Raw genomic sequence first — 21,468 nt, 5'->3', positions numbered from 1 at the left:
CCCCTAGTTTAGCGGCTCGCTCCGGTCGAGAGGTAGCCAGACCGTGGCGCGGGTGCCGCCGCCGGCCAGCGGGGCCAGGGCGATGCGGCCGCCGTGCGTCTCCACCACCGAGCGGCACAGCGGCAGGCCCAGCCCGGTGCCGCGGCCGGCCGGCTTGGTGGTGAACAGGGGCTGGAAGGCGCGGGCCAGCACTTCGGGGCTCATGCCGCAGCCGTTGTCGTCCAGGGTCAGCTCGACGCCACCCTCGGCCTGCCGGGTGGCGATGTGGATGCGCCCGCTGTGGGGCGGCAGCGTCGCAGTGGCGTCGGCCGCGTTGATCACCAGGTTGCTGAGCATCTGCACCAGGCGGTCGGCATAGCCCATCACCGCCGGCAGCTGCGGGTCCAGCGCGGTCGTGACCTTCACGTCTTCCAGCCGCGGCTCGTAGCGCAGCAGCCCCAGCGTCTGGGTGACGATCTCGTTGACGCTCGCCAGCTGCCACTTCGCCACCGGCGCGGCGGCCAGGCCGGAGATCTCGCGGGTGATCGCGATCAGGCGGGCGGTTTCCTGCAGGATGGGCCGCACGTCGCTGCCGTCCTCGTCCATCGGCGAGGGCGCCGCGGACAGCGCGCCGCGCGTTTCCATGATGGCGCGGGCATAGCCGTCGATGGCGGCGATCGGGTTGCCGATCTCGCGGATGACGCCGGCGGCCATGGAGCCGATGGTGGCCAGCTTCTCCTGGTGCATGACGTGGCGGCGCTCCACCGCGAGCTCCTGCTCGCGCTTGCCGAGCGCCTGGGCCAGGTCGTCCACCGCCTGCGACAGCTCGCCGAGTTCGTCGCGCCGGGCCAGCGGCGTGCCCGGGCTGCGATCCCCGACGACGATGGCCAGCGCGCGCGCGTACGGCGGCGGCGATGTCGCTGGCCAGGCGGGAGAAGAACAGCAGCGCCATCGCGCCGATCGAGGTGATGCCCAGCCAGGCCAGCGAGGCGATGGTGACGGTGCTGCCGTCGATGTAGTGGCGCGTGGTCGCCAGCTGGCGCTCGCGCTGCTGCCAGGCGTCGCGCAGCTGCAGGTCCAGGTCTTCCAGCGCGGCCCGGTCGGCGCCGGCGCGTGCGGACTCCAGGCGCTGCTGCTGCAGCGCGCCGTAGCGCGCGTGCGCTTCCTCGAGCCCCTGCAGGTGGTCCTGCACGGCGCCGCGGAACAGCAGGGCGGAGGCGACCATCACGGTGGCCAGCACGATCAGGCCGGCGATCGCCAGCACGCCGATCGCCCGCAGCGAAACGCGTCGCCGCGGCGGCGGCGGCGTCGCCGGCGGCAGCTGCGCGGCGAGGTCGGCGGTGGAGACGGCGGCGTCCACGTCAGGTCTTCAGGCTGGCCAGCAGCTGGCTGCGCACCTTGGGCGCATCCCAGTCGCGGGCGCCGATCCAGGCGGCGATCACGCCGCCCTGCGCATCGACCAGGAAGGTCTGCGGCAGCGCGTCGAGCTCCAGCTCCTGACCACCGGCAGCTTGGGCGCCAGCACGGCGCCGGGCAGGCGCGCGGCGTAGCGCGCCAGGTATTCGCGCACGGCCGACAGGTTGTCCTCCAGCGCGATCGCGCTGACGGCGACGCCTTGCGGCGCCAGGTCGTCGGCCAGCCGTTCCAGCGCCGGAAGTTCGGCGCGGCACGGGGGCACCACAGCGCCCACATGTTGATCACCTGCGGCCGGCCGCTGGCGCCGACGATGGTCTTCTGCGCCCCGGAGAAGTCGCGCACCTGCAGGGTGGGCAGCCGGGGACGGGGACGCGCCGAGGGCGCCGGGCCGCAGCCTGCCACGCAGGCAGCCAGGGCCGAGGCGAGCGCGGCGCGCCGTTTCACTTCACGACCTCGTTGAGCACCAGCTTCAGGTCGCGCGCGCCCACCTTGACGGGGCCGAGCGAGCCGGTGATGTCGCCGGGCTTGGGGGTCGCGTCGCCCGTCTTCGAGATCCGCGCCACCAGCATCACGTCGGAATGCAGCGAGAGCTTCGCCTGCGGCGTCATGGCCAGCGAGTCGTCCAGCTTGAAGCGCACCGGCAGCTTGCCGGCGTCCTCGCGCAGGATGGCCAGCGGCATGCGGCTGCCATCGGCCGGGCGGGCGTAGATGAAAAGGACCGAGCCGGGGGCGATGCTGCCCTTGACCGCATCGGCGATGGCCACGCTGCCTTCCACCGAGGCGCCGGCCGCGGCGGCCGCGCCGTTGTCGGCGGGGCCGGCAGCGGGTGCGGGGGCGGCGGGACGGGCGGCGACGGTGGCGCCGCCGCTGCCCTGCGCCTGCTCGATGTTCGCCTGCACCGTCTTGGCCTGGTCGGAGCCGGGCGGCAGGGTGGCCAGCAGCTGCTTCCACCAGTCGGCCGCCTTGGCGAAGTCGCCGCGGTTGAAGGCGGCGGTGCCGGCCAGCGCGAGCGACTTCTGGTGCTTGGGATCCGCCTTGAGCGCTTCCAGCACCAGCTGTTCGGGCCGGCCTTCGAGCTTGCGGCCGTTGACCATGGCCAGCACGTCGGCGTAGTCGGCCAGGATCTGCGGGTTGCCGGGTGCCTGCGCATTGGCCTTCTCGTAGGCCTGCGCGGCTTCGGGCATGCGGTTGAAGGCCACGTAGGAACGGGCGAGCATGTGCCAGCCGTCGGGGTCGTTCGGGTTCTTCTGCAGCTTCTGCGCGAGGCCCTCGACCATGGCTTCCATCTGCTCCTGCGTGAGAGCGTGCGGCGACTGCTCGCCGCGGCTGGCCATGGCGCCTTCGTCGCCGCGCAGGGCGGACGGCATGCCGATGAAGCCGTAGATCGCGAGCGCGCCGGCCGGGATCAGCAGGGCGACGGCGAGGACGAAGGCGGTGGACTGCGGCGTGTTCTGCACGGGCGCCGGTTCCTCCACTTCGCCCACTTCGTCCACCACGCGCGCCTGCAGTTCCTGCAGCGCCTGCTCGTGCTTCGAGGGCGACAGCGCGCCTTGCGCGAGCTCGGCGTCGATCTGCGCCCGCTGCTCGCGGTAGGCCTCCATCGGCGACGAGACGGAACGCTTGGGCACCGGCGGGCGCAGCAGCGGCGGCAGCACGAACAGCATCGCGCCGCCCAGCAGCAGGGCCACGGCGGCCCAGAAGGCAATGGTCATTTCGAGGTCTCCGGCTCGTCCTGGAGCAGTTGCGCGGCCTTGCGGCGCTGCGCTTCGGTGAGTTGGGGTGCGTTGTCGGCCTCCACGCGGCGGCGGCGCACCACCACCACGGCGCCGAAGACGGCGAAGGCCAGCAGCACGAAGGGGCCGGCCCACAGCAGCACGGTGGTCGCGCGCACCGGCGGGCGGTACAGCACGAAGTCGCCGTAGCGCTCCACCATGAAGTCGATGATCTGCTTCTCGCTCCTGCCCGCCTGCAGCTGTTCGCGGATCTGGTTCTTCAGGTCCACGGCGAGGCCGGCGTTGGAGTCGGAGATGGTCTGGTTCTGGCAGACCAGGCAGCGCAGTTCCAGGCCGATCTCGTTGACGCGTTTTTCCAGCGCCGGGTCGGAGGCGAGCGTGGCCGCCTCCTGCGACTGCGGCTGCACCTGCGCGCTGGCCGTCGCCATGCCGGCGAGCGCGATCATCAGCGCGGCGGCGAGGACGAACAGCTGCTTCATGCCTTGGCTCCCGCGAGCGCGGCGTCGGCCGCGCGCGCTTCCTTGCGCGCGAGGCGGTAGCGGCGGTCGGTGGCGGCCAGCAGGCCGCCCATGGCCATCAGGAAGGCGCCGCCCCAGATCCAGTCGATGAAGGGCTTGACCTGCAGGCGCACCGCGAAGGCCTCGCCGCCCAGGTTCTCGCCGATCGACACGTACAGGTCGCGCGTGAAGCCCGCGTCGATGCCCGCTTCGGTCATCGGCATGCCCTGCGCCGTGTACATGCGCTTCTCCGGGTGCATGGTGGTCACTTCCTGGTCGCCGCGCGTGATCTTCACGGCCGCGCGCAGGGCCAGGTAGTTGGGGCCGGTGTACTCGCCGATGCTTTCCATGCGGAAGGTGTAGCCGCCCAGGGTGGCGCTCTCGCCGGGCTGCATCTTCACGTCCTTCTCGGCTTCCCAGGTCTTGACCATGGTCACGCCGAAGATGAACACGCCGATGCCGAAGTGCGCCAGCAGCATGCCCCACTCGCCGCGCGGCAGCACGCGCTTGACCTGCGCCAGGCGCTGCACGAAGGAACCCTTCAGGTTGCGCGTGCGCTCCAGCAGGGCCAGCACGGTGGTGCCGGCGACCCAGGCGGCCAGCAGCACGCCGAAGGAGCTGAGCAGCGAACCGCCGGCGACCAGCGACACGGCCGTGGCCAGCACCGCGGCGCCCAGCGCCCAGCGCAGGCGCTTCGCCAGCTCGGGCACCGAGGCTTCCTTCCAGCGCGTCAGCGGGCCGATCCCCATCAGGAACACGGCGGGCGCCATCAGCGGCACGAACACGGCCTCGAAGTAGGGCGGGCCGACGGAGATCTTGCCCAGCTCCAGCGCATCGAGCAGCAGGGGGTAGAGCGTGCCCAGCATGACGCTGGCGGCGGCCACGGAGAACAGCACGTTGTTGGCCAGCAGCATGGACTCGCGCGAGACCGCGCTGAACTTGCCGCCCAGGCCGACCTTGGGCGCGCGCGCCGCGAACAGCACCAGCGAGCTGCCGACCACGGCGATCAGGAAGACGAGGATGAACACGCCGCGCTTGGGATCGGTCGCGAAGGCGTGCACCGAGGTCAGCACGCCGGAGCGGACCAGGAAGGTGCCCAGCAGGCTGAAGGAGAAGGCGAAGATCGCCAGCAGCACGGTCCAGGACCGGAAGGCGCCGCGCTTTTCGGTGACGGCCAGCGAGTGGATCAGGCCGGTGCCCACCAGCCAGGGCAGGAAGGACGCGTTCTCCACCGGGTCCCAGAACCACCAGCCGCCCCAGCCCAGTTCGTAGTAGGCCCACCAGCTGCCGATGGCGATGCCCAGCGTGAGGAACATCCAGGCGATCGTGGTCCAGGGGCGCGACCAGCGCGCCCAGGTTGCGTCGAGGCGGCCGGTCAGCAACGCGGCGATCGCGAAGGCGAAGGCCACCGAGAAGCCCACGTAGCCCATGTACAGCATGGGCGGGTGGATCACCATGCCCGGGTCCTGCAGCAGCGGGTTCAGGTCGCGGCCCTCGGCGGCGGCCGGCAGCAGGCGCACGAAGGGGTTGGACGTGAACAGCAGGAAGCTCAGGAAGCCGGTGCCCAGCAGGCCCATGACGCCCAGCACGCGGGCGACGAAGGCCGAGGGCAGGCGCTGGCTGAAGATCGAGACCGCCACGCCCCACAGGCATAGCATCAGGACCCACATCAGCATCGAGCCTTCGTGGCCGCCCCACACCGCCGCGATGCGGTAGGGCGTGGGCAGCTGCGAGTTGGAGTGCTGCGCCACCACCAGCATGCTGAAGTCGTTGTTCACGAACGCGGTCGTGAGCAGCACGTACGCGATGGCCACGAAGAGGAACTGCCCCTGGGCGGCAGGCTGCGCCACCGCCATCCAGGCGGTGCGCCCCTTCTGCGCCCCCACCAGGGGAAGGATGCCCTGCGCCAGCGCCAGCATCAGCGCGACGATCAGGCAGAAGTGGCCGATTTCACCAATCATTCTTGCTCCTTGGGTGCGCCTGCCTGCAGGCGCGCCAACACCACGGCGCCTGCGGACATGCAGAACGCCAGCGTCATCGCGGCCATGGCCGCGACAGCGTAGGAGAGCGGCCGACACCGGCGGCGGCACGCTCATGCAGGGTATTCCACCAGTCCACCGTGAGGTAGACCATGGGGATGTTCAACGCACCGACCAGCACCAGCACCGCCGCCGCCAGCTCCGCGCGCCCCGGATCCGCCGTCACCGACCGCAGCGCCATGGCGCCGGCGAACAGCAGCAGCAGGACCAGCTCGCACACGAGCCGGGCGTCCCAGCCCCACCAGGCGCCATAGGCGCGCTGGCTGGCCAGGCCCGTCCACAACGCGAGCACGGAAGCTACCACGCCGACGGGCGCGATCGCCTGCAATGCCATGGCGGCGGCAGGGCGGCGGTTGGCCACCGTGACCGCGGCGCAACCAGCAGCGGCAGTAAACAACAGCAGCGACAGCCAGGCGGCCGGAACGTGCAGGAACAGGATGGCGAAGGCGCCCGGGGACGCGCCGGCGTCCCCGGGCAGCATGCCGATCGCCAGCGCCGCCAGGCCCAGCAGGACCCCGGGTCGCGAGCGCGCGCACCGCCCGGTGGGCGGGACGCACGGCAAGGCCGGAAGGGCTGAAAAGCGGCATGGGCAAGGTCGGGGCTCCTGGGGAGCTGCTGTCTGCACGGACCGTGCCAGCCTGTCACCCCTGTAACCGGGCCTGCAGGCCCGTATTTCTGCCGCGCAGACTCCTGGCTGCTTCCCGCACGCGGGGAAGGGGGGCGGCGGTTCCCGGAAACAGGAAGCCGGAAGAAGGAGCCGGAGGGGAGCGGGGCGCTAGCGGGCCCGGGGGCGCCGGCCGGGGCGTGGCGGCCGAGCTTCTCCTCCCACTCCCAAAGCGCCGAACGCGCGCGGGCGCGGTAGGGGTCCTGGGCGGGGGCGAAGTGCAGGTAGGTCCGCATGGCGCCCAGCGCCATCTCGTAGTCCTTCATCGCCTCGGATGCCAGCGCCATCCCGTAATAGGCGTTGGCCTGGCGGGGGTTCAGTTCCACGGCCGCCTCGAAGAAGCCGCGCGCCGCGTCGGGCCTCTCCATGCCCAGCAGCGCATAGCCCATGTTGGCGTGGGCCTCGGGCATGCGCGGCGCGATCTCCAGCACCCGGTGCAGCGCGGTGATCGCGTGCTCGTACTGCTTCGCGTGCAGCATGACCACCGCCTGCTCGAAGCGCTTGCGCAGCTCCTGCTGCTGCATCTGCTGCTGGTGCTCCAGGCGGCTGACGAAGCGCGGCTCGGAGAACCACTTGACCAGCCCGGCGACCAGCAGCAGGGCGACGATCAGGATGGTGGCGGCAAGGGTGGTGCGGTTCTTCATACGGCTCCCTGATGCGGCGCGAGCGTGACGAAGGGCACGCCGAAGAAGGTGAGGAAGGCGATCACGAACACGCCCAGGATCATCAGCGCGCCGGCCCGCGGGCTGACCCGCCAGGTGATGCGCGCATGCACGGCGGCGGCCAGCGCCAGCCAGGTGATGAAGGCCCAGGTCTCCAGCGGGTCCCAGGCCCAGTAGCGGCCCCAGGCGTCCTGCGCCCACACCGCGCCGGCAATCAGCATCAGGCTCTCGAACACCAGGGCGGCCAGCATGAAGCGCCAGGCCAGGAAATCGACCGTGGGATCGGCCGGCATGCGGCGGAACCAGCGGGCGCCGCGCACCGTGCGGCGGGCGAGCAGCACCCCGGCCAGCCCGGTGGCCACCAGCGCGCAGCCCAGGAAGACCTTGCCCAGCGCCACGTGGAACCACAGCACCGGCATCTCGTAGGTTGGCGGCAGGATGCTGTCGCGGGGTTCGACGGCCAGCAGCCAGAGCGCCATCACGCCCAGCAGCGACCAGACCACGGCGGCCGTGTCGCGCAGCACCGCCACCCGCGTGCTGGCCAGGCGCCAGATCAGGCCCAGGCTCAGCAGGCTGCTGGCGAGGATCTCGAACATGTTGAGGAAGGGGCCGTGCCCCAGGCGCATCCAGCGCAGGGCCAGGCCCGCGACCAGCGCGGCCAGCGCGAAGTCGGCCAGCAGCAGCGGGATGCGCGGGCCCACGTTGGCGGGCACGGCCAGCGAACGCCAGGACACGGCGGCCGACAGCACCACCAGCGCGGCGGCCGCGTACAGGACCCAGGTGTCGAGCGGGTGGATCACGCGGGTGCTCCTTCCGCCGGCGCGGGGGCCAGCGCGCCGACGCGATGCCACAGGTGCCAGGCCAGGCCGGCCACGCCCGCCAGCGCCACCAGCAGCATCGGGATCAGCGTCGGGTCGTAGAAGATCTTGTAGCCCATCCAGCCGTTGAGCCGGTCGAAGCGCAGGGTCGCGCCGCGCAGCTGCACGGATTGGCCGGCGCGCAGCTCGTGCCGCTGTCCGTCCAGCGAAACGGCCAGCACCGCCGGCGTGGACTGCGGCGCCAGGGTCCAGCGCGCGTCCGGCGGCACCTTGGCATCCACCTTCAGCCAGAAGCGCAGCTCGCGGCCGTCGGGTGCCTGCCAGGCCTGCTCCTGCTTCCATTCCAGCGCGGGGTACGAGGGCATGTGCAGCACGCCGCTCACCGGCTCCGCGCCTTCGGCCTGCCAGGTGATGACGGGTGCGAATCCCTTGTTGGACGTGGTGTAGAAGCGGTAGCCGTCCAGCACCAGCGGCGTGTCGTCGCCGACCACCAGCGGCGCGCGCTCGCCCGGCAGCCAGACCTGGCTGCGGGTGTGCGTGCGCCACACGCGCGGCGCGTAGTCCACTTCCCAGAGGCCCTGCTGGAATCCCAGCAGGCGCCATGCGTCGCCGTGCCAGGGACCTTGCGCGGTCACCTCGATCTGCGCGGGATCCAGCACCGTGCCTTCGGTCACTTCCACCCGGCCGTCCAGGTGCACCAGCCGGCCCCAGCCGGCCAGCAGCATGAGCGCCAGCAGGCAAACGTGGAACACGCCCAGGCCGCCGCGGCGCAGCGCCGGCCGCGCGGCGATCGCCGCCGCCAGGTTCACCGCAAGCAGCGCGAGCGGGGCGACCAGCACCGCCACCGGCACGCCCGGCAGCTTGTACGAAGCCACGGTCCCCACGGCGAGCAGCGCGAAGCCGGCCATCATCAGCCGGTTCGATGCCAGGGTGCGCAGCATCTGCTTCACGTCGTCCTCAGGGCGCGTTCACGCAGGCTTCGCTGGAGTCGCGCATCCAGTCGCGGCCGGACGACCCGTTGCCCGGTGCGCCGACCGAGCCGCAGTTGCCCTCGCTCCAGTTGCCGCTGGTGCCGAAGGTGCGCACCTTCAGCACCGCGTTGAGGTAGTACGGGGCCGCGCTGTAGGTCGCGCGGGTGCCGTTTCGCACCTGCGTGCCCGGTGCCAGCCCGGCCTCCGGTCCCACGTCGTTCAGGTTGACCAGGAAGGCCTTGTTCTTCCAGCCGTGCGGCACGGCGATGTGGCACCAGGTGCAGCGGATGCGGCCGATCTTCTCGGTATGGTAGGCGTGCAGGTTGCCGCGGCCGCCGCCGAAGAAGCCGGTCCCGCCGCTGCCGCCCGAGGTGGCGTAGGTCGACGGGTTGTGGCACTTGAAGCACAGGGTGTTGGCCTGGCCGCTGCCGCTGGCGGCGTCCCAGGTGCCCTTGAGGATGAAGTTGTTGGCCGAGCCGTGCGGGCCCCAGGGGCTGCCGTTCTCGCCGCCCGCCGGGACCACCGTGTCGGCGGCGGTGTTGGAGCCGTGGCAGTCGCTGCAGTACATGGTCTGCGAGCCCACGTTGGCCGTCAGGTTCCACGGCGCCCGCCAGGAGGTCTCGCTGGTGTTGCGGACGGCGTGCGTGCGCCCGGTGTTGTCGATCACCGGGTGCCAGGAACGGTGGTTGTTGGTGCGGAAGTTCACCGTGTAGGTCCGCCCCGGCGGCGTGCCCTGGAAGGCGCCGCTGTCGGTGGTGGTCACCTGGCCCTTGTGCGCCGCGGGCGCCTGGAACTCCATGGCCTGGTCGGTGTAGTTCAGCAGGCCGTTGGTGGTGGAGGGCGTGCCGCCGCCGCTGTCACCCAGCCTGGGCGGCGTGTCGTAGGCGTAGGTGGAGTGGCACTTGAGGCACACCTGGTATTCGCGCGTCACCCAGGCGCTGCCCACGGCGGTGCTGGCGCCCACGCCGCCGTCGCCGCGCTTGACGTCGAAGCTGCTCGGCAAGGTGCCGAAGGTCGCGCCGCCGTACACCGGCTCCACCCCGTGCGAGCCCTTGAGCACGCCGGAGGCGATGTTGGTGTGCCCCGCCGCGTGGTTGTGCGTGCCCGCGGCATCCGGGGTGGTGGCACTGGCGTTGAACAGCCGGTTCTTGATCACGCGGTGCGGGTTGTGGCAGTCGGTGCACTCCACGTGGCGGTTGGCCGGATTGCCCTTGCCCAGGAGCGCCGGCGCCTCGACGAAGTCCTTGCCGCGCTGCACGCCGGTGCCGGTGCCGATGTCGTGCACCTCGCTGCCGGTCTGCTGCTCCGTGTTGCGGATCGGCATGCGGCGCGGCAGCGCGAAGTCGTCCTTGATGTTCGGCACCGCCGTCACATTGGTCAGCGCGCTCTGCGCCAGCGAGGAAGTGGCACTGGTAGCAGGTTTCCTCGATCGCAGGGTTGCCGCCCGCCTTGGGCGTGGCGGCGCTGTCGGTGCCTTCGCGCAGCAGGCGGCGCGAGCCCTGCACCGTGTGCGTGTCGTGGCAGCTCAGGCAGGCGGCCCGCCACACCGGCAGGTTGGCGGGGAACTCGCGCAGGTTGGCGGCGGTGGTGTTGAACTGTTCGTCGGCCACCAGCGGATTGGCGTGCGCGGACTGCGCCCACAGCTGGCCGGCCTTGTCGTGGCAGGCCAGGCAGAAGGTGTCGCCGGTCTCGGAGAACAGCCCGCCGCTGGGCGCGGTTTCCTGCAGGCGGTTCAGGCGCAGGAACTTCGCCGCGCCCTTGCTGGGGTCGGTCTCCTTCAGGTGCGGGTCGTGGCAGGTGGTGCACTGCATCTTCCCGTCTTCCAGCGGCAGCTTCGGCTTGGCCTGGCCGCGCACGCGGGTTCCCACCGTCGTGCCGTCGGGCGTGCGCAGCTTGCGCCGTCGCGCGTGGCGAGCGCCGCGTCGTAGGTGAAGGAGATCGGGTGGTCGTTGGTGAGGTCCACGCCGAGGTTGCGCGTGAAGCCGGTGGTGAGGCCCGCGCCGGGCGGCATGGTGCTGCCGGCGCCGGTGCCGGTCATCGTGATGGTCTGGTTGGCCTTGCCGTTCAGGACGTTGACGTTGCCGATCGCCATGGTGCCGTCATGGCAGGACAGGCACAGCTTGGACAGGCCGCTCGGGCCCTGGGACAGTTCGTCGATGCTCGCTTCGATCGAGCTGGAGTTGTAGGTGGTGCCCTGGTAGGTCTGGCCGGACAGCTTGCGGTTCCACAGCGGCGCGCCCGGGAGCGACTCGGCGGCGTGCGGCGTGTGGCAGAACACGCAGATCTGCGACTCGGTGGTCGCCTTGACCGTGCCCGGCCCCGAGGCCGACAGGTTGTGCTTCGTGTTCGAGATGTCCGACACCTTGGCCGCCGACGCGGGGCCGGCGCACAGGAGTGCCAGCGCGGCGAGGAGGAGGGAAGGGATCAGGATGGGAAGACGGGTCATCAATTTCCGCCAAGGAACTGGAACACCGCGATGCGGCCATTGAACATGTCGGCGACGAACACGCGGTTGCGGCTGTCCACCCAGACGCCCGAGGGAAGGTAGAAGCGTCCCGCCTCGCCGTCGCTGCCGCCCAGCGACATCAGCAGGCGGCCCTCGCGATCGTAGACGATCAGCGTGTCGTGCATGGACTCCACCACGTAGAGGTTTCCTTCGTCGTCGGCGGCCACGCCCTTGGGCCGCACCAGGTTGCCCACGTACACGCCGCGGCGGCCGAACGCCAGCACGGGCTGGCCGGTGCGGTCGAAGCCCTGCACGCGCGCGTTCATGGAATCGGACACCAGCAGCATGCCGTCGCTGAGCGCCAGGTGCGTCGGGAAGTTCAGCTCGCCCGGCCCGTCGCCGCGCTTGCCCCAGGTGCTCACCAGCCGGCCCGCGTCGTCGAACACCTTGATGTCGTGCGCATGCGTGTCGGCCACGAAGATGCGGCCGCGTGCCGCGTCGCGCACGACGCCGGTGGGCCGCACCAGCTGCCCCGCGCCGAACTCGCCGCGCGGGTTGCCGTCGGGGGCCAGCCGGAACACGCGCGCCAGTTCCGCGTCCGCCACCAGGATCTCGCCCGCGGCGCCGGCGGCGATGCCGATCGGCGCCTCGAAGCGCAGCCCGAGGGCGGCACGTTCCCACACGTCCAGCTTGCCGGCGGCCTCGTCGAAGACGAACACCGCGTTGCGGCTCACGTCCGTCACCAGCACGCGGCCAGTGGCGTCGACCATGCCGGTCTGCGGCCGTTGCAGCACCACCGGCTGGTCCGGGCGTTCGTCGAGCCCGGCGATCAGCGCCAGCAGCCGCCGCCCGGGGCTGCGGCTCGCGCCGTCGCGGGGCCTGAAATTGCCTTCGCCCGTGAGCTGGCCGAGGTAGCGGTAGCGCGGCACTTCCTGCGTCTGCGGCGAGGGGTACAGGCCGCTGCCCGCCGCCGGCGCGTCCAGCCGCATCACCATGGGTTCGCTGGCGCAGCCCGCCAGCAGCGCGGCGAGCGCGAGTGCGCAGGTACGCAGCACGCGCCTCATCGCGGCGGCTCCTCCAGGGCGACCGGCGCGACCATCATCACGTGCACGCGCGCGTTCACGCTGTCCGCCACGTACAGCAGGTTGCCGTCGATGGCCAGCGATTCGATGCGGCCGAAGCGGCCCGGCCCGTTGCCGGCGCCGCCCACGCTGGCGAGCAGCTGCGGGCCGCGGAACACCTTGATGCGCTGCCCGGCGTCGTCGCTGACGAACACGCGGCCGGCGCGGTCCACGGCCAGCGCGCGCGGCTGCACCAGCTGGTTCTCGCCGATCACTTCCACCGGCAGCCCGCGCCGGTCCAGCACCACGACCTGCTGCGCGAGGCGATCCAGCACGTAGAGGCCGCGCGGCCCCAGCGTCATCGCGCTGAGGCTTTGCAGCACGGCCGGACGGCGGCCACCGAGCACGCCCAGCGGCCGCCCGAGCGGGTCGAACACGATCACGCGCGCCGTGGCGCCATCGCCCACCAGGATCTCGCTGCGGTCCTCGGGCACCGCCACGGCCACCGGCCGCGGCGCGTCGGATTCGTCGATCCAGCGCCGCACGATGCGGCCGCGCGCGTCGTACTGCACCACCATGTGTTCGGCCGGCAGCGCGACCCAGGCGCTGAAGTCCGCGCCCAGCTGCAGCGAGGTGCCGGTGTCGGCACCGCCGCCGGTGAACGCCGCGAAGGGCGCGACGGCGTCGCGCGCGCGTTCCACGCGCAGCAGCGTGCGGGCGCCGGCGTCGGCCACCAGCAGCAGGTCGTTGCGGGCCGCCACGCCGGTGGGCTGCACGAAGGTGATGCGCTGCCCGGTCGGTTGCGCCGCCTGCGGGAACTGCTGCGCCTGCACGCGCCAGCCGCCGTTGAGACTGAGCCAGGGCGTGAGCAGCCGCGTCGGGTCCGCGGTGGGCGCCGGCGCCGGCCCGCCCGCGGGTTCGTCCAGCGCGGCGCAGCCGCCCAGGCCGAGCGCGAGCGCGCCGCCGGCCAATGCCAGCGAGCGGCGGCGCAGGGAAACGGGTGTCACCACTTGCCGGGCCCTTTCGTTTCGGACGATCCGTAGATCCCCGCGGCCACGCCGGGCTTGGCCGAGTGGCACAGGTCGCAGCGGTCCGGTGCCCAGGCCACCTGGCCGTTGTGGCACATGCCGCAGAACTTGCCGTTGATGATGTCGTTCATCTGCACGAGGTTGGCGCCGGCCCGCATCTTGAAGCCCAGCTCGGAGTGGCACACCTTGCAGCGGTAGCGGATGCGGTGGAACCAGTGCGGGAACACCACCGCGCGCACGCCGCTCTTGCTCGACAGCCGGTCGATCACGACGTCGCCGTATTCGGCGGCCGCCGGCGTCATGATGGCAGAACCCAGCGCCAGGCCGAGCGACAGCAGCAGCAGGCGAACAAGCCGCCTCATCGCCCGCCTCCGTCGCGCACGAGTCCCTTGCCGAAGGCCAGGTGCTCGGGGCTGTTGCGTTCCACGCTGTGGCAGCGGCCGCACTCGGTCAGCGGGAAGGCCACCGCGCCGTGGCACAGGCCGCATTTTTCGCCCGCCAGGATCATCATCATGTTGATCGTGGTGGCGCCGGCCTTCTGCTGGAACAGCTGGTCGTGGCAGTTGCTGCAATCGAGCCAGGCGGTGTGCTGGCGGTGCGGGAAGCGCACGAGGTGCATCTCGCCCGTGTTCTTCAGCAGGACGTCGGTGGTGCGCAGGTTGACCTTGGTCTCCGGCATGATGTTGGTGCGCGGCTGGATCTGGCCCTCGTCGAGCGCGCGCATCCAGCGCACCTGGTTGCCGGCGGTGTCGGGCGCCAGCAGGCTCAGCGCCTCCGCGGGTTCCTGCAGCACGCCCACCGCGGGGCTTTTCGGGTCGTGCAGGTTGTCGCTGGCGATCTTCAGCCAGCGCTGTCCCGCTCCCACCGCCGCGAGGCAGAGGAGGGCCAGCACCGCCGCGAACAGCCAGCGCATCCGGGTCATCGTCACCCCGGGATGTACACGCCCGCCGCGCGGATCGCCTTCACCAGTTCGCGGGTGGATTCCTCGAGCGTCTTGATGCCGGACTTGTGGTCGTTGCGCGCGGCCTCGGCCTCGGCCTGCTTGCGCAGGCGGGCGGAAGCGGTGACCGCCTGGTCCACCATGGCGTCCAGGGTGCCGCCGCGCTTGTCCTTCAGCAGCATGTCCACCAGCATGCGGTGGGTGTCGTTGCGGTCGATCTCGTAGTGGTACTCCTCGGCCGGCGTGGCGAAGTTCAGCGAGCGCACCAGGGTGTCGCCCTCGCGGGCGCTGCCGATGGCGGCCTTGACCGTCAGGTAGGCCTGTTCCAGCTTCGCGCGTCCGTCGGCCAGGCGGCCGGCGGCCACCAGCTTCTCGCCTTCGGCGATCAGCGCCTCGGCCTGGACCGCGGGTTCGCCGGCGCGCGGGCCGCCCTTTTCCTTGGCGATGCGTTTCTGCGCGTCGACCAGCGCGCGGGTGGACTCCAGGCGCGCGTTGTAGTCGGTGCGCTGCTTGGCGTCCGCCACCTGTTGCGGGGCGGCCAGGCGCACGCCCTCGAACATGGCGCGCGATGCCTCGTCGAGCAGCTTCGAGGAGCCTTCGAGGTCGCCGGCGCGCAGCGCCTCGCCGGCCTTCGCGTGCAGCTCGCGCGCCTTGGCGCGCCGCGCGACCGCTTCGCCGGCGCCGCTGGCTTCGATCTGCTTGGCTCCCGAGGAGCTCTCGATCAGGGTGGAGGTGGAGGCGAGCTTGCGTTCGAGCTGCTCGCGGTCCAGCGGGACGCGCCCCTGGGCGGAGGCGGCAGCGGCGGCGCAGAGCGCGAGCGCGCACAGGCCGGTGCGCAGGAGGCGGGAGGGGGCGACGAGTGTCATGGTGTACTGCTCATGGTTTGCGGCACCGTCAGGCCGGCGGCCTGCAGCGCCCGCTTGAGCGCCCGGTGCCGTCCATGAGGTCCTTGATCGCGGCGAGCGGGTCCCGGACGAACTGCGACTCGCCGCGTTGGCGCAGTTCACGGGCCTGGGCCGCGTACCGGTCGACCAGTACGCGTGCTTCGGCGGAAGGGCGGAATTCCAGCAGCGCGAGCGGCACCAGCCGCTCGAAGCTGCGCAGGCGTTCCAGCTCGAAATCGAATTCTTCCTTGCGGTCGGCGAAACGCACGTCGTAGACGATCGTGTGTCCGGCCAGGCGCGCGGAGGCGTCCTGCAGCAGCAGCATCAAGGCCGCGTCGAGCTGCTTGTTCGCCTCGAGGTAGCGGTCGGTGCGGGCCAGCTGGGCCGCCTGGTCGGCCAGCAGGTCGGCGCGCGCCACCACCTGCGCGCGGCTTTCGCCGCGCCCGGGGCCGCGGCCGGCAGCGCGATCAGGGCCGTGCGCCTGAGCGCGGCCACGCTGTCCACGAGCTGCGCGTAGCGGGCGCGCTCGCCGGCCTGCTGCGAACCCGGATCGGGCACCAGCTGCTGCGCGCGGCTCACTTCGAAGATCGCCCCGTTCAGCAGGCGGTCGGCCTCGGGCAGGGCGCCCCCGCCGGCGAGTTCGCGGGCCTGCGCGAGCAGCTCGCGCGCGGACTGGAAATGCCGGCGCGCCGCTTCGTTGCCGCTGCCCGCCACGCGGGCCGCGACCGGCGAGTGGTTCAGGACGCGGTCCAGCATCGCCGCCTTCTGTTCGACGGTCTGCGCGCTCACCACCGGCGAGACACGCACGGCGGGGTCGACGGCCGGCTGCGCCACCACCGCTGCGGTGCCGGGCAGCAGGACGAGTGCGAGGGCGGCGTGCTTCCAGGGGGACAGGGCGGTGGTCATGGCGTGGTGCTCCTGCCTGGCGTCAGCGCGGCTGGGGCTGGCCGGCGCCGTGGCCGGCACCGCGTCGGCGGTCGCCGTGGTCTTGGGCTTGAGTGGCACAGGCGGCACTCGGACACCGGGAAGGCGACCTTGCCGTGGCACACGCCGCACTGCTGCCCGAGCAGGATGCCCGCCATGCTGATCTGGTTCGCGCCCTTCTGCGGCTTGAAGATCGCCGGGTGGCAGTTGGAGCAGTCGAGCCATTCCGTGTGCTGCTTGTGGGGATAGACCACGTCGGGCATGGAGCCCTTGACCTCGCGCACGATGTTCAGGTCCATCACCGCCGGCGCGACCTTGGGGTCGAGGCGGTCGGCGCGCGGGTTGATCTTGCCCTCGCGCAGCGACTTCACCCAGTCCACCCGGTTGCCCGCGTTGCTGCGGGCCAGTTCGGTGAAGGCGGTGAGCGGCGGCTGCAGGGCGAGCGTGCCGTCGTTGGCCGGGTCGTGGATGCCGTCCTCGGCCGGTGCGCGGTTGCGCAGGCCCGGCGCGCGCAGCAGCCGGTTGAAGGTGTTGGCACCGCCGGCGCCTTGCGGCGCGGCGGCAGTCGCCACCGGGGCGGCAGCGGCCGGTGCGGCCGCGGGCGCCGGTGCGGCGGCCACTGCGGCGGCGGGCGCCGGTGCCGGTTTGGCCGCGGCAGCGGCCGCAGCGGGCGCGGCAGCAGCCGGGGCCGGCGCAGCGGGCTTGGCAGCGGCAGCGGCAGCGGGCGCCGGCTTGGCGGCCGGCGCGGCCTTGGCGGCCTGCGCCGCGCCGAGCGACTGCGACAGGATGTAGGCGACGGCGTTTTCCAGCTGCTGGTCGCTGATCGCCGGCATGCCGCCCTTGGGCGGCATCGCGCCCTTGCCGGCCTTGGCGCTTGCCACCAGGGCTGCCAAGTTGCCGCCGGAGCGGGCCTTCCAGGCCGCGGCGTCTCCGGTCTTGGGCGCGCCGAGCACGCCGGTGCCGTGGCAGGCGACGCAGCCGCCTTCGTAGGTGGTCTTGCCGGCCGCGATGTCCGGCGCCGCGGCCGCGGGCCCGGCGATCCAGGTGAGGGCCGCCGCGGCCAGCGCGGCGAGGGCGATACGGGGCTTCATCATTTGGTCCCTCCGGCGGCTGCGGGGGCGGGGCGGGTGCCGCCGCCGACCAGGGAGTTGGTCGTGCTCTCGTGCACCTGCGTGGGCGTGCCGTTCTTGCCCGAGTGGCACATGTTGCAGTTCTCGATGCCCCAGGCGACTTCGCCGTTGTGGCAGGCGCCGCAGAACTGGCCGTCGATGACCTTCACCATGTTGATGTCGTTGCCGCCCGCCTGGAACTTGAAGCCCAGGTCGGCGTGGCACACCTTGCAGCGATAGCGGATGCGATGGAACCAGTGCGGGAACACCACCGGGCGCATGCCCGACTTGTCCGAGTAGTTGTTGATCACCACGTCGCCGTACTCGGCCCGCGCGTCCGGGGGCACCAGGCCCGCGAACAGCGCGCATCCGAGCAGGACGAGTGCGGCCAGCCGCGCGGCGGGCCCGATACCCTTGCTCTCTTTCGACATCTATCGACCTCTCCTTGTACTTGACCGTCCGCCCGTGTCAGTTGCCGAAGCTGCGCTGCACGCGGAACATGATGGATTGCCGCCCCCTGCCGTCGACCTGCGAGAACCGCAGGATCACCTGGGTGTCCAGCCGCCCGACGCTCCAGTCGAGCCGGTTTTCCCAGAGTCGCGTCTCACGATCGGGAAGGGTCAGCAAGGTTCCAGGCTGTTTCAGCACATCCTGGGCCAGCTTCAGCCGGGAAACGAATCGCAGGCGCGGCACGCCGAACAGGCGCTGGTGCTGGTAGCTGATCTCGCCGCTCGCGCCGGTGGTGGTCGCGGTCCCCCCGCGACGCCGTCGAGCACCAGCCCGGTGGACTGCCGGGTGTGCTGGAAAGTCAGGTCGCCGGTCAGCGACCGCCGGTTGTCGATTTCCAGGTTGCCGGAAAGCTGCGCGTTGAAAAGCTGGAAGCGATCCCGGCTCCGGAACTCCACCGAATCATTGTAGGAGGCGCGGGCGTAGACCGTCCGTCCGTCGCTGCCGGACTGCCAGGTCAGTCCCAGCATGTTGAGCAGGGTGGTGCTGGCGCCCAGGGAACGGTCGTTGGCCAGGGTGGGATCGTCGTCGCGCGCGCTGCTGCGGCTGTCGCTCCAGGTGAGCGTCTGGCCGCCGTTCAGGCTCAGGTTGGAGTGCTCCCCGTTCGCCAGCTGCGGGACATCGAGTGGCCCAGCTGCAGCGACACGTTCGCCTGCTGCTCGCTGGGGAGGTCGGATCCCTGGTTGACGGCCCCGCCCACGGTGCCGCTGGTGAACCAGTCGTAGCGCGCGCCGGCGACTTGCCGCGAGTCGCCCTGGTAGGCCGCGCCGACCGAGCCGGAGAAGACGCTGGAGGACGCGTCGCCGCTGCGGGTGGCGCTCACGCCGCCGTTGGCCGTGAGCCGCAGCTGGGGGTGAATTCGTAGTTGGCGCCGAGGGTCAGGCCGCCGGTGTCGACGCCGGTGCCGGTGAATTCCTCGCGCAGCAGCAGCGCGCGGGCGCTGCCGGTGAGCGACAGCTTGGGGCCCCGGCGCATCATGCCCACGCTGGAGAACTGCAGCACGTTCAGGTCGGTCTGCGCGGCGGCCGCGCCTTCCTGCGTGCGCGTCCAGTTGGCCGTGCTGTTGACGGACAGTTCGGTGGAGGGCACGTAGCTGTGGCGCCCCACCAGGGTGGTGAAGCGGCTGTCGTCGTCGGTGCCCTGCGTGCGCGCGCGGCTGTGCGAGGCACCCAGGGTCGCGTCGTTGTGCTTCCAGGACGTGTTGAAGTCGCTGGTCAGCGAGTCCTGGGTGGCCCGGAAGCCGGCACCGGACTGCTCGCGGTGCTCGTAGCCGGCGGCGGCGTTCCAGCGGCCGGCGAGCGGGCGGTAGCGCTGCGACATGCCCCAGGAGGTCGTCTGGAAGTCGAAGGTCGACGCGAGTCCGTTGTTGATCCGGCTGTCCGCGCGGTCGACGTGGAATTCGAAGGGGAAGCGGCTTTGCGGGAAGACGTTCACGCTGGCATTGCCGGTGAGGAACTGTTCCCGTCCCCGGATGGCCTCGTGCAGCGAGGGGTCGGTGCCGAACAGGGCCGATCCCGCGGAGCGCGAGTCGCGCGACCAGCTGTTGGTGAGGCCCACGCTGCCGGACACCACGGCCAGCCAGGGCTGGTAGACGTAGGTCTTCAGCCCCAGCGAGCCGGTGACCAGGTGCGCCAGCGAGCTGCCCTCGTCACCGCCGCGGTGGCTGCGCAGGTCATAGGAAACCGATCCGGTCCACAGGATCGGCGGGATGCGCCAGGCGCGGCCCTCGGCCTCCGGCTCCACTGCCGGTTCGGGCGCCACCTGCGCGCCGGCGCTCCCGCGGCGGCGGCACAGGCAATGAGCGTCAGCCAGGTCCACCGCGGAGACTGCATCTACATCCTGCCGGCTGTCCCGCTCAACGCGCGGGGGCGCTTCCGCCTGCCTTCGCCAGGGGCAGGAAACGGGATTCGTCCAGCTTGACCGGGTTGTCCTTGCGCAGCTTGGCCAGCAGCGTGTTCCACGCCTCCTCGCCCTTGTCGCGCAGGTACAGGTCCTTGGCGCGCTCGCGCACCACGTCCAGCTTGTTCAGCGCGGGCGACTTGCGCTGCTGGAGCTTGAAGACGGCGACGCCCTCGAGCAGCGGCACGGGCTCGGCCGTGTACTCGCCGGCCTTGAGCTTGTCGACGGCCTTCTGCGCGGGCTCGGGCAGCATGCCGTGGTGGATGTAGCCCATGTCGCCGCCCTTGTCGGCCGACGGGTCGCCGGAGTGCAGCTTGGCCAGCTCCGCGAAATCGGTGCCGCCCTTGAGGCGCACGGTGATCTTCTTGGCTTCCTCCATGGCGGCATCCCACTTGGCCTGCGGCGAGGAGGGGTCGACCTTCAGCAGGATCACCTGCAGGTGGACCTGCTCGGGGAAGTGAACTTGTCCTTGTGCGCGAGGTAGTACTGCTCCAGCTGCGCGGGCGTCGGGTCGGCGACGGCCTTGGCCTGCCTGGTCAGCTGCTCCATCACGTTGTCGCGTTCCAGCTTGGCCTTCAGGCCGGGCAGGATCTGCGCGCGGTTGGCCTTCCACTGGGCGCTGTCCTTGTAGCGCTCCTCGTAGGTCGTCAGCTGCTTCTGCACGGCCGCGGCTTCCGGCTGGATCTTGCGGCGCTTGGCTTCGCGCGCGAGCAGGATGTCGTCGACCAGGCCCTGGCCCACGTCGCGCTGCAGCTTGGCGATCTCGGCTTCCGGCGGCTTGCCGTGATAGAACTTGCCGCGCGAGGCTTGCGCGAACGCGGCGTCGTATTCCTGGTGCGTGATCACCGTATCCCCGACTTTGGCAAACGGCGTGGCAGGCGCGGGAGCGGCGTGCTGAGCTGCGGCGGGACTGGCGGCGGCGGGGGCGGCATTGGCGCCGGCCGGGGCGGCGGCGGCATGGAAGGCGGCGAGCAGCAGGCCGGCGGCGGCCGTGTGGCGCAGTGCGATCCCGGCGTTGACGCTCAGCGCGGGGAAGCGATCGGTGTTCATGGGCATCTGTCTCCGGACTTCAGGTGGAAAAAGGGGCCCTCGGGCCCCGATTCACTCCTCTTGTGCAAGAGGCGTGCCGACCTCGCGGCCGGCACGTGTGTCGCGTTACTTCACGTGACAGGCCAGGCACACGGCGCTGCCGTCATTGCTGATCCGCAGGAACGTGGGGTTCGCCTTCGTGTGCGGGTCGTGGCAGCTCGCGCATTCCACGAAGGGTTCCGCATCGGTGGCCGAGCTCGTGCCGCCGCCCGCAGCGCGGGTGTACAGCAGCATGTCGGTCTTGTTGCGTTCCGCGTTCGCGGTGGTCTCGGTGTCGACCCACCACACGGTGGTGTTGTTCATCACCTTGTTGGCGGGCTTGATGAAGTCCGCGTCCTTGGTGGTGGCCGCCGGGGAGGTGACCGTGATGCCACCGCCGCCGTACTGGATGCCGACCGGGTGGTCGTTCTTCAGGTCCTGGCCGATGTTCGAGATCTGGCCGGCGACGCCGAGCGTGCCGTTGGACTGGTTCGCGCCGGTCCAGGTGCCCGCCATCGAGACGCCGGTGTTGTAGCCGCCGGAGCCAGGCTGGTTGATCACCGTGCTCATGGAGGTCACGCCGTCGTGGCAGGACAGGCAGGCGATCGACACGGAGCCGACCGGGACCACCTTGCCGTCCAGGGAGGACGTGCCCAGGCTGTCATAGGTCGTGAACGTGTTCGCGGCCGGCAGCGTGCGGTTCCACAGGGGACCGCGGCGCTGGTGTCGGCGCCGTGAGGCGTGTGGCAGAACACGCAGATTTCCGCGGTGCCGCTGAACTTGTTGACGCCGGTACCGGTGGTGCCGAGGTTGTGTTTCGTGT

Annotated in this window: 26 protein-coding genes and 1 pseudogene; all 27 read right to left on the bottom strand. The window is 71.4% G+C overall.

Annotated features, from left to right (window positions below; genetic code table 11):
* Nucleotides 1-3: 3 nt before the first annotated feature.
* The 27 genes and pseudogenes from HK415_RS13395 to HK415_RS26385 all read right to left on the bottom strand — a co-directional run bounded on the left by HK415_RS13395 (nucleotide 4) and on the right by HK415_RS26385 (nucleotide 21,275).
* Entirely contained in the window at nucleotides 4-792 is a 789-nt protein-coding gene (locus HK415_RS13395) for a sensor histidine kinase (protein ID WP_171560036.1), read from the bottom strand.
* 625 nt (nucleotides 793-1,417) lie between these two features.
* Nucleotides 1,418-1,660, bottom strand: coding sequence for a thioredoxin domain-containing protein (locus HK415_RS13390; protein WP_171560034.1), 243 nt, complete (start codon nucleotides 1,658-1,660; stop codon nucleotides 1,418-1,420).
* Between the two features lie 175 nt (nucleotides 1,661-1,835).
* A complete protein-coding gene (gene ccmI, locus HK415_RS13385; RefSeq protein WP_171560032.1) occupies nucleotides 1,836-3,107 on the bottom strand; it encodes a c-type cytochrome biogenesis protein CcmI in 1,272 nt (423 codons plus the stop codon).
* Complete coding sequence (locus HK415_RS13380; RefSeq protein WP_171560029.1) at nucleotides 3,104-3,607, bottom strand: cytochrome c-type biogenesis protein; 504 nt, start codon at nucleotides 3,605-3,607, stop codon at nucleotides 3,104-3,106. The genes ccmI and HK415_RS13380 overlap by 4 nt, the downstream gene beginning before the upstream one ends.
* Entirely contained in the window at nucleotides 3,604-5,586 is a 1,983-nt protein-coding gene (locus tag HK415_RS13375; RefSeq protein ID WP_171560027.1) for a heme lyase CcmF/NrfE family subunit, read from the bottom strand. The genes HK415_RS13380 and HK415_RS13375 overlap by 4 nt, the downstream gene beginning before the upstream one ends.
* Nucleotides 5,587-5,659: 73 nt before the next feature.
* Nucleotides 5,660-6,145 (bottom strand): cytochrome c biogenesis protein CcsA, encoded by a 486-nt coding sequence (ccsA, locus tag HK415_RS13370; protein WP_171560024.1) that lies wholly within the window; start codon nucleotides 6,143-6,145, stop codon nucleotides 5,660-5,662.
* A gap of 503 nt (nucleotides 6,146-6,648) precedes the next feature.
* Nucleotides 6,649-6,738: pseudogene (locus HK415_RS27585) on the bottom strand (hypothetical protein); the annotation flags it as partial.
* Between the two features lie 230 nt (nucleotides 6,739-6,968).
* Nucleotides 6,969-7,790, bottom strand: a complete 822-nt coding sequence (locus HK415_RS13360; protein WP_216369797.1) for a cytochrome c biogenesis protein — start codon at nucleotides 7,788-7,790, stop codon at nucleotides 6,969-6,971.
* The gene (locus HK415_RS23970) at nucleotides 7,787-8,758 is read right to left on the bottom strand and encodes a cytochrome c biogenesis protein ResB (protein WP_216369796.1); all 972 of its coding nucleotides are present in this window, start codon (nucleotides 8,756-8,758) and stop codon (nucleotides 7,787-7,789) included. The genes HK415_RS13360 and HK415_RS23970 overlap by 4 nt, the downstream gene beginning before the upstream one ends.
* A gap of 7 nt (nucleotides 8,759-8,765) precedes the next feature.
* Nucleotides 8,766-10,151, bottom strand: coding sequence for a cytochrome c3 family protein (locus HK415_RS26395; RefSeq protein ID WP_309246688.1), 1,386 nt, complete (start codon nucleotides 10,149-10,151; stop codon nucleotides 8,766-8,768).
* 405 nt (nucleotides 10,152-10,556) lie between these two features.
* Entirely contained in the window at nucleotides 10,557-11,225 is a 669-nt protein-coding gene (locus tag HK415_RS25130) for a hypothetical protein (protein WP_253261877.1), read from the bottom strand.
* The gene (locus tag HK415_RS13350; RefSeq protein WP_171560001.1) at nucleotides 11,225-12,289 is read right to left on the bottom strand and encodes a 6-bladed beta-propeller; all 1,065 of its coding nucleotides are present in this window, start codon (nucleotides 12,287-12,289) and stop codon (nucleotides 11,225-11,227) included. The genes HK415_RS25130 and HK415_RS13350 overlap by 1 nt, the downstream gene beginning before the upstream one ends.
* Nucleotides 12,286-13,293: an NHL repeat-containing protein gene (locus HK415_RS13345; protein WP_171559999.1), complete on the bottom strand. Its 1,008-nt coding sequence runs from the start codon at nucleotides 13,291-13,293 to the stop codon at nucleotides 12,286-12,288. Before HK415_RS13345 ends, HK415_RS13350 begins: the two co-directional genes overlap by 4 nt.
* Nucleotides 13,290-13,676: a c(7)-type cytochrome triheme domain-containing protein gene (locus HK415_RS13340; protein ID WP_171559997.1), complete on the bottom strand. Its 387-nt coding sequence runs from the start codon at nucleotides 13,674-13,676 to the stop codon at nucleotides 13,290-13,292. The genes HK415_RS13345 and HK415_RS13340 overlap by 4 nt, the downstream gene beginning before the upstream one ends.
* Nucleotides 13,673-14,236 carry a c(7)-type cytochrome triheme domain-containing protein gene (locus tag HK415_RS13335; RefSeq protein ID WP_171559994.1) on the bottom strand — a complete coding sequence of 188 codons (564 nt, stop codon included), beginning with the start codon at nucleotides 14,234-14,236 and terminating at the stop codon, nucleotides 13,673-13,675. Before HK415_RS13335 ends, HK415_RS13340 begins: the two co-directional genes overlap by 4 nt.
* 2 nt (nucleotides 14,237-14,238) lie before the next feature.
* Nucleotides 14,239-15,120: a hypothetical protein gene (locus tag HK415_RS13330; RefSeq protein WP_216369795.1), complete on the bottom strand. Its 882-nt coding sequence runs from the start codon at nucleotides 15,118-15,120 to the stop codon at nucleotides 14,239-14,241.
* A gap of 28 nt (nucleotides 15,121-15,148) precedes the next feature.
* Complete coding sequence (locus tag HK415_RS13325) at nucleotides 15,149-15,466, bottom strand: hypothetical protein (RefSeq protein WP_171559992.1); 318 nt, start codon at nucleotides 15,464-15,466, stop codon at nucleotides 15,149-15,151.
* Complete coding sequence (locus HK415_RS13320; RefSeq protein WP_171559989.1) at nucleotides 15,463-16,044, bottom strand: hypothetical protein; 582 nt, start codon at nucleotides 16,042-16,044, stop codon at nucleotides 15,463-15,465. The genes HK415_RS13325 and HK415_RS13320 overlap by 4 nt, the downstream gene beginning before the upstream one ends.
* Entirely contained in the window at nucleotides 16,041-17,156 is a 1,116-nt protein-coding gene (locus HK415_RS13315; RefSeq protein WP_171559987.1) for a c(7)-type cytochrome triheme domain-containing protein, read from the bottom strand. Before HK415_RS13315 ends, HK415_RS13320 begins: the two co-directional genes overlap by 4 nt.
* Nucleotides 17,153-17,602: a c(7)-type cytochrome triheme domain-containing protein gene (locus HK415_RS13310; protein ID WP_171559984.1), complete on the bottom strand. Its 450-nt coding sequence runs from the start codon at nucleotides 17,600-17,602 to the stop codon at nucleotides 17,153-17,155. Before HK415_RS13310 ends, HK415_RS13315 begins: the two co-directional genes overlap by 4 nt.
* Before the next feature lie 37 nt (nucleotides 17,603-17,639).
* Nucleotides 17,640-17,864: a hypothetical protein gene (locus tag HK415_RS13305; RefSeq protein ID WP_171559981.1), complete on the bottom strand. Its 225-nt coding sequence runs from the start codon at nucleotides 17,862-17,864 to the stop codon at nucleotides 17,640-17,642.
* Nucleotides 17,834-18,148, bottom strand: coding sequence for a hypothetical protein (locus HK415_RS13300; protein WP_171559980.1), 315 nt, complete (start codon nucleotides 18,146-18,148; stop codon nucleotides 17,834-17,836). Before HK415_RS13300 ends, HK415_RS13305 begins: the two co-directional genes overlap by 31 nt.
* A gap of 113 nt (nucleotides 18,149-18,261) precedes the next feature.
* Nucleotides 18,262-18,501, bottom strand: a complete 240-nt coding sequence (locus HK415_RS13295; RefSeq protein WP_171559979.1) for a hypothetical protein — start codon at nucleotides 18,499-18,501, stop codon at nucleotides 18,262-18,264.
* Nucleotides 18,498-19,496: a hypothetical protein gene (locus HK415_RS13290; RefSeq protein WP_171559978.1), complete on the bottom strand. Its 999-nt coding sequence runs from the start codon at nucleotides 19,494-19,496 to the stop codon at nucleotides 18,498-18,500. The genes HK415_RS13295 and HK415_RS13290 overlap by 4 nt, the downstream gene beginning before the upstream one ends.
* Before the next feature lie 37 nt (nucleotides 19,497-19,533).
* On the bottom strand, nucleotides 19,534-20,010 hold the full coding sequence (locus tag HK415_RS13285; RefSeq protein ID WP_171559975.1) for a peptidylprolyl isomerase: 477 nt from the start codon (nucleotides 20,008-20,010) through the stop codon (nucleotides 19,534-19,536).
* Nucleotides 20,007-20,627, bottom strand: a complete 621-nt coding sequence (locus HK415_RS13280; protein WP_171559968.1) for a SurA N-terminal domain-containing protein — start codon at nucleotides 20,625-20,627, stop codon at nucleotides 20,007-20,009. The genes HK415_RS13285 and HK415_RS13280 overlap by 4 nt, the downstream gene beginning before the upstream one ends.
* A gap of 105 nt (nucleotides 20,628-20,732) precedes the next feature.
* Nucleotides 20,733-21,275: a cytochrome c3 family protein gene (locus tag HK415_RS26385; RefSeq protein WP_216369794.1), complete on the bottom strand. Its 543-nt coding sequence runs from the start codon at nucleotides 21,273-21,275 to the stop codon at nucleotides 20,733-20,735.
* Nucleotides 21,276-21,468: the final 193 nt, after the last annotated feature.

Source organism: Ramlibacter montanisoli (assembly GCF_013087525.1).
Taxonomy (GTDB): Bacteria; Pseudomonadota; Gammaproteobacteria; order Burkholderiales; family Burkholderiaceae_C; genus Ramlibacter; species Ramlibacter montanisoli.
Note: the sequence above shows the minus strand (reverse complement) of the source record. Positions and strands in the feature narration are given on the sequence as shown.

Bases quoted from the DNA above. Each gene is read 5' to 3' on its own strand.
- HK415_RS13320 (WP_171559989.1), bottom strand. From the start codon at position 16,044: ATGACCACCGCCCTGTCCCCCTGGAAGCACGCCGCCCTCGCACTCGTC.
- ccmI (WP_171560032.1), bottom strand. From the start codon at position 3,107: ATGACCATTGCCTTCTGGGCCGCCGTGGCCCTGCTGCTGGGCGGCGCG.
- HK415_RS13350 (WP_171560001.1), bottom strand. From the start codon at position 12,289: ATGAGGCGCGTGCTGCGTACCTGCGCACTCGCGCTCGCCGCGCTGCTG.
- HK415_RS13340 (WP_171559997.1), bottom strand. From the start codon at position 13,676: ATGAGGCGGCTTGTTCGCCTGCTGCTGCTGTCGCTCGGCCTGGCGCTG.
- HK415_RS13310 (WP_171559984.1), bottom strand. From the start codon at position 17,602: ATGTCGAAAGAGAGCAAGGGTATCGGGCCCGCCGCGCGGCTGGCCGCA.
- ccsA (WP_171560024.1), bottom strand. From the start codon at position 6,145: ATGCTGCCCGGGGACGCCGGCGCGTCCCCGGGCGCCTTCGCCATCCTG.
- HK415_RS13315 (WP_171559987.1), bottom strand. From the start codon at position 17,156: ATGATGAAGCCCCGTATCGCCCTCGCCGCGCTGGCCGCGGCGGCCCTC.
- HK415_RS13330 (WP_216369795.1), bottom strand. From the start codon at position 15,120: ATGACACTCGTCGCCCCCTCCCGCCTCCTGCGCACCGGCCTGTGCGCG.
- HK415_RS13335 (WP_171559994.1), bottom strand. From the start codon at position 14,236: ATGACCCGGATGCGCTGGCTGTTCGCGGCGGTGCTGGCCCTCCTCTGC.
- HK415_RS13375 (WP_171560027.1), bottom strand. From the start codon at position 5,586: ATGATTGGTGAAATCGGCCACTTCTGCCTGATCGTCGCGCTGATGCTG.
- HK415_RS25130 (WP_253261877.1), bottom strand. From the start codon at position 11,225: ATGACCCGTCTTCCCATCCTGATCCCTTCCCTCCTCCTCGCCGCGCTG.
- HK415_RS13280 (WP_171559968.1), bottom strand. From the start codon at position 20,627: ATGAACACCGATCGCTTCCCCGCGCTGAGCGTCAACGCCGGGATCGCA.
- HK415_RS13300 (WP_171559980.1), bottom strand. From the start codon at position 18,148: ATGCTGGGACTGACCTGGCAGTCCGGCAGCGACGGACGGACGGTCTAC.
- HK415_RS13380 (WP_171560029.1), bottom strand. From the start codon at position 3,607: ATGAAGCAGCTGTTCGTCCTCGCCGCCGCGCTGATGATCGCGCTCGCC.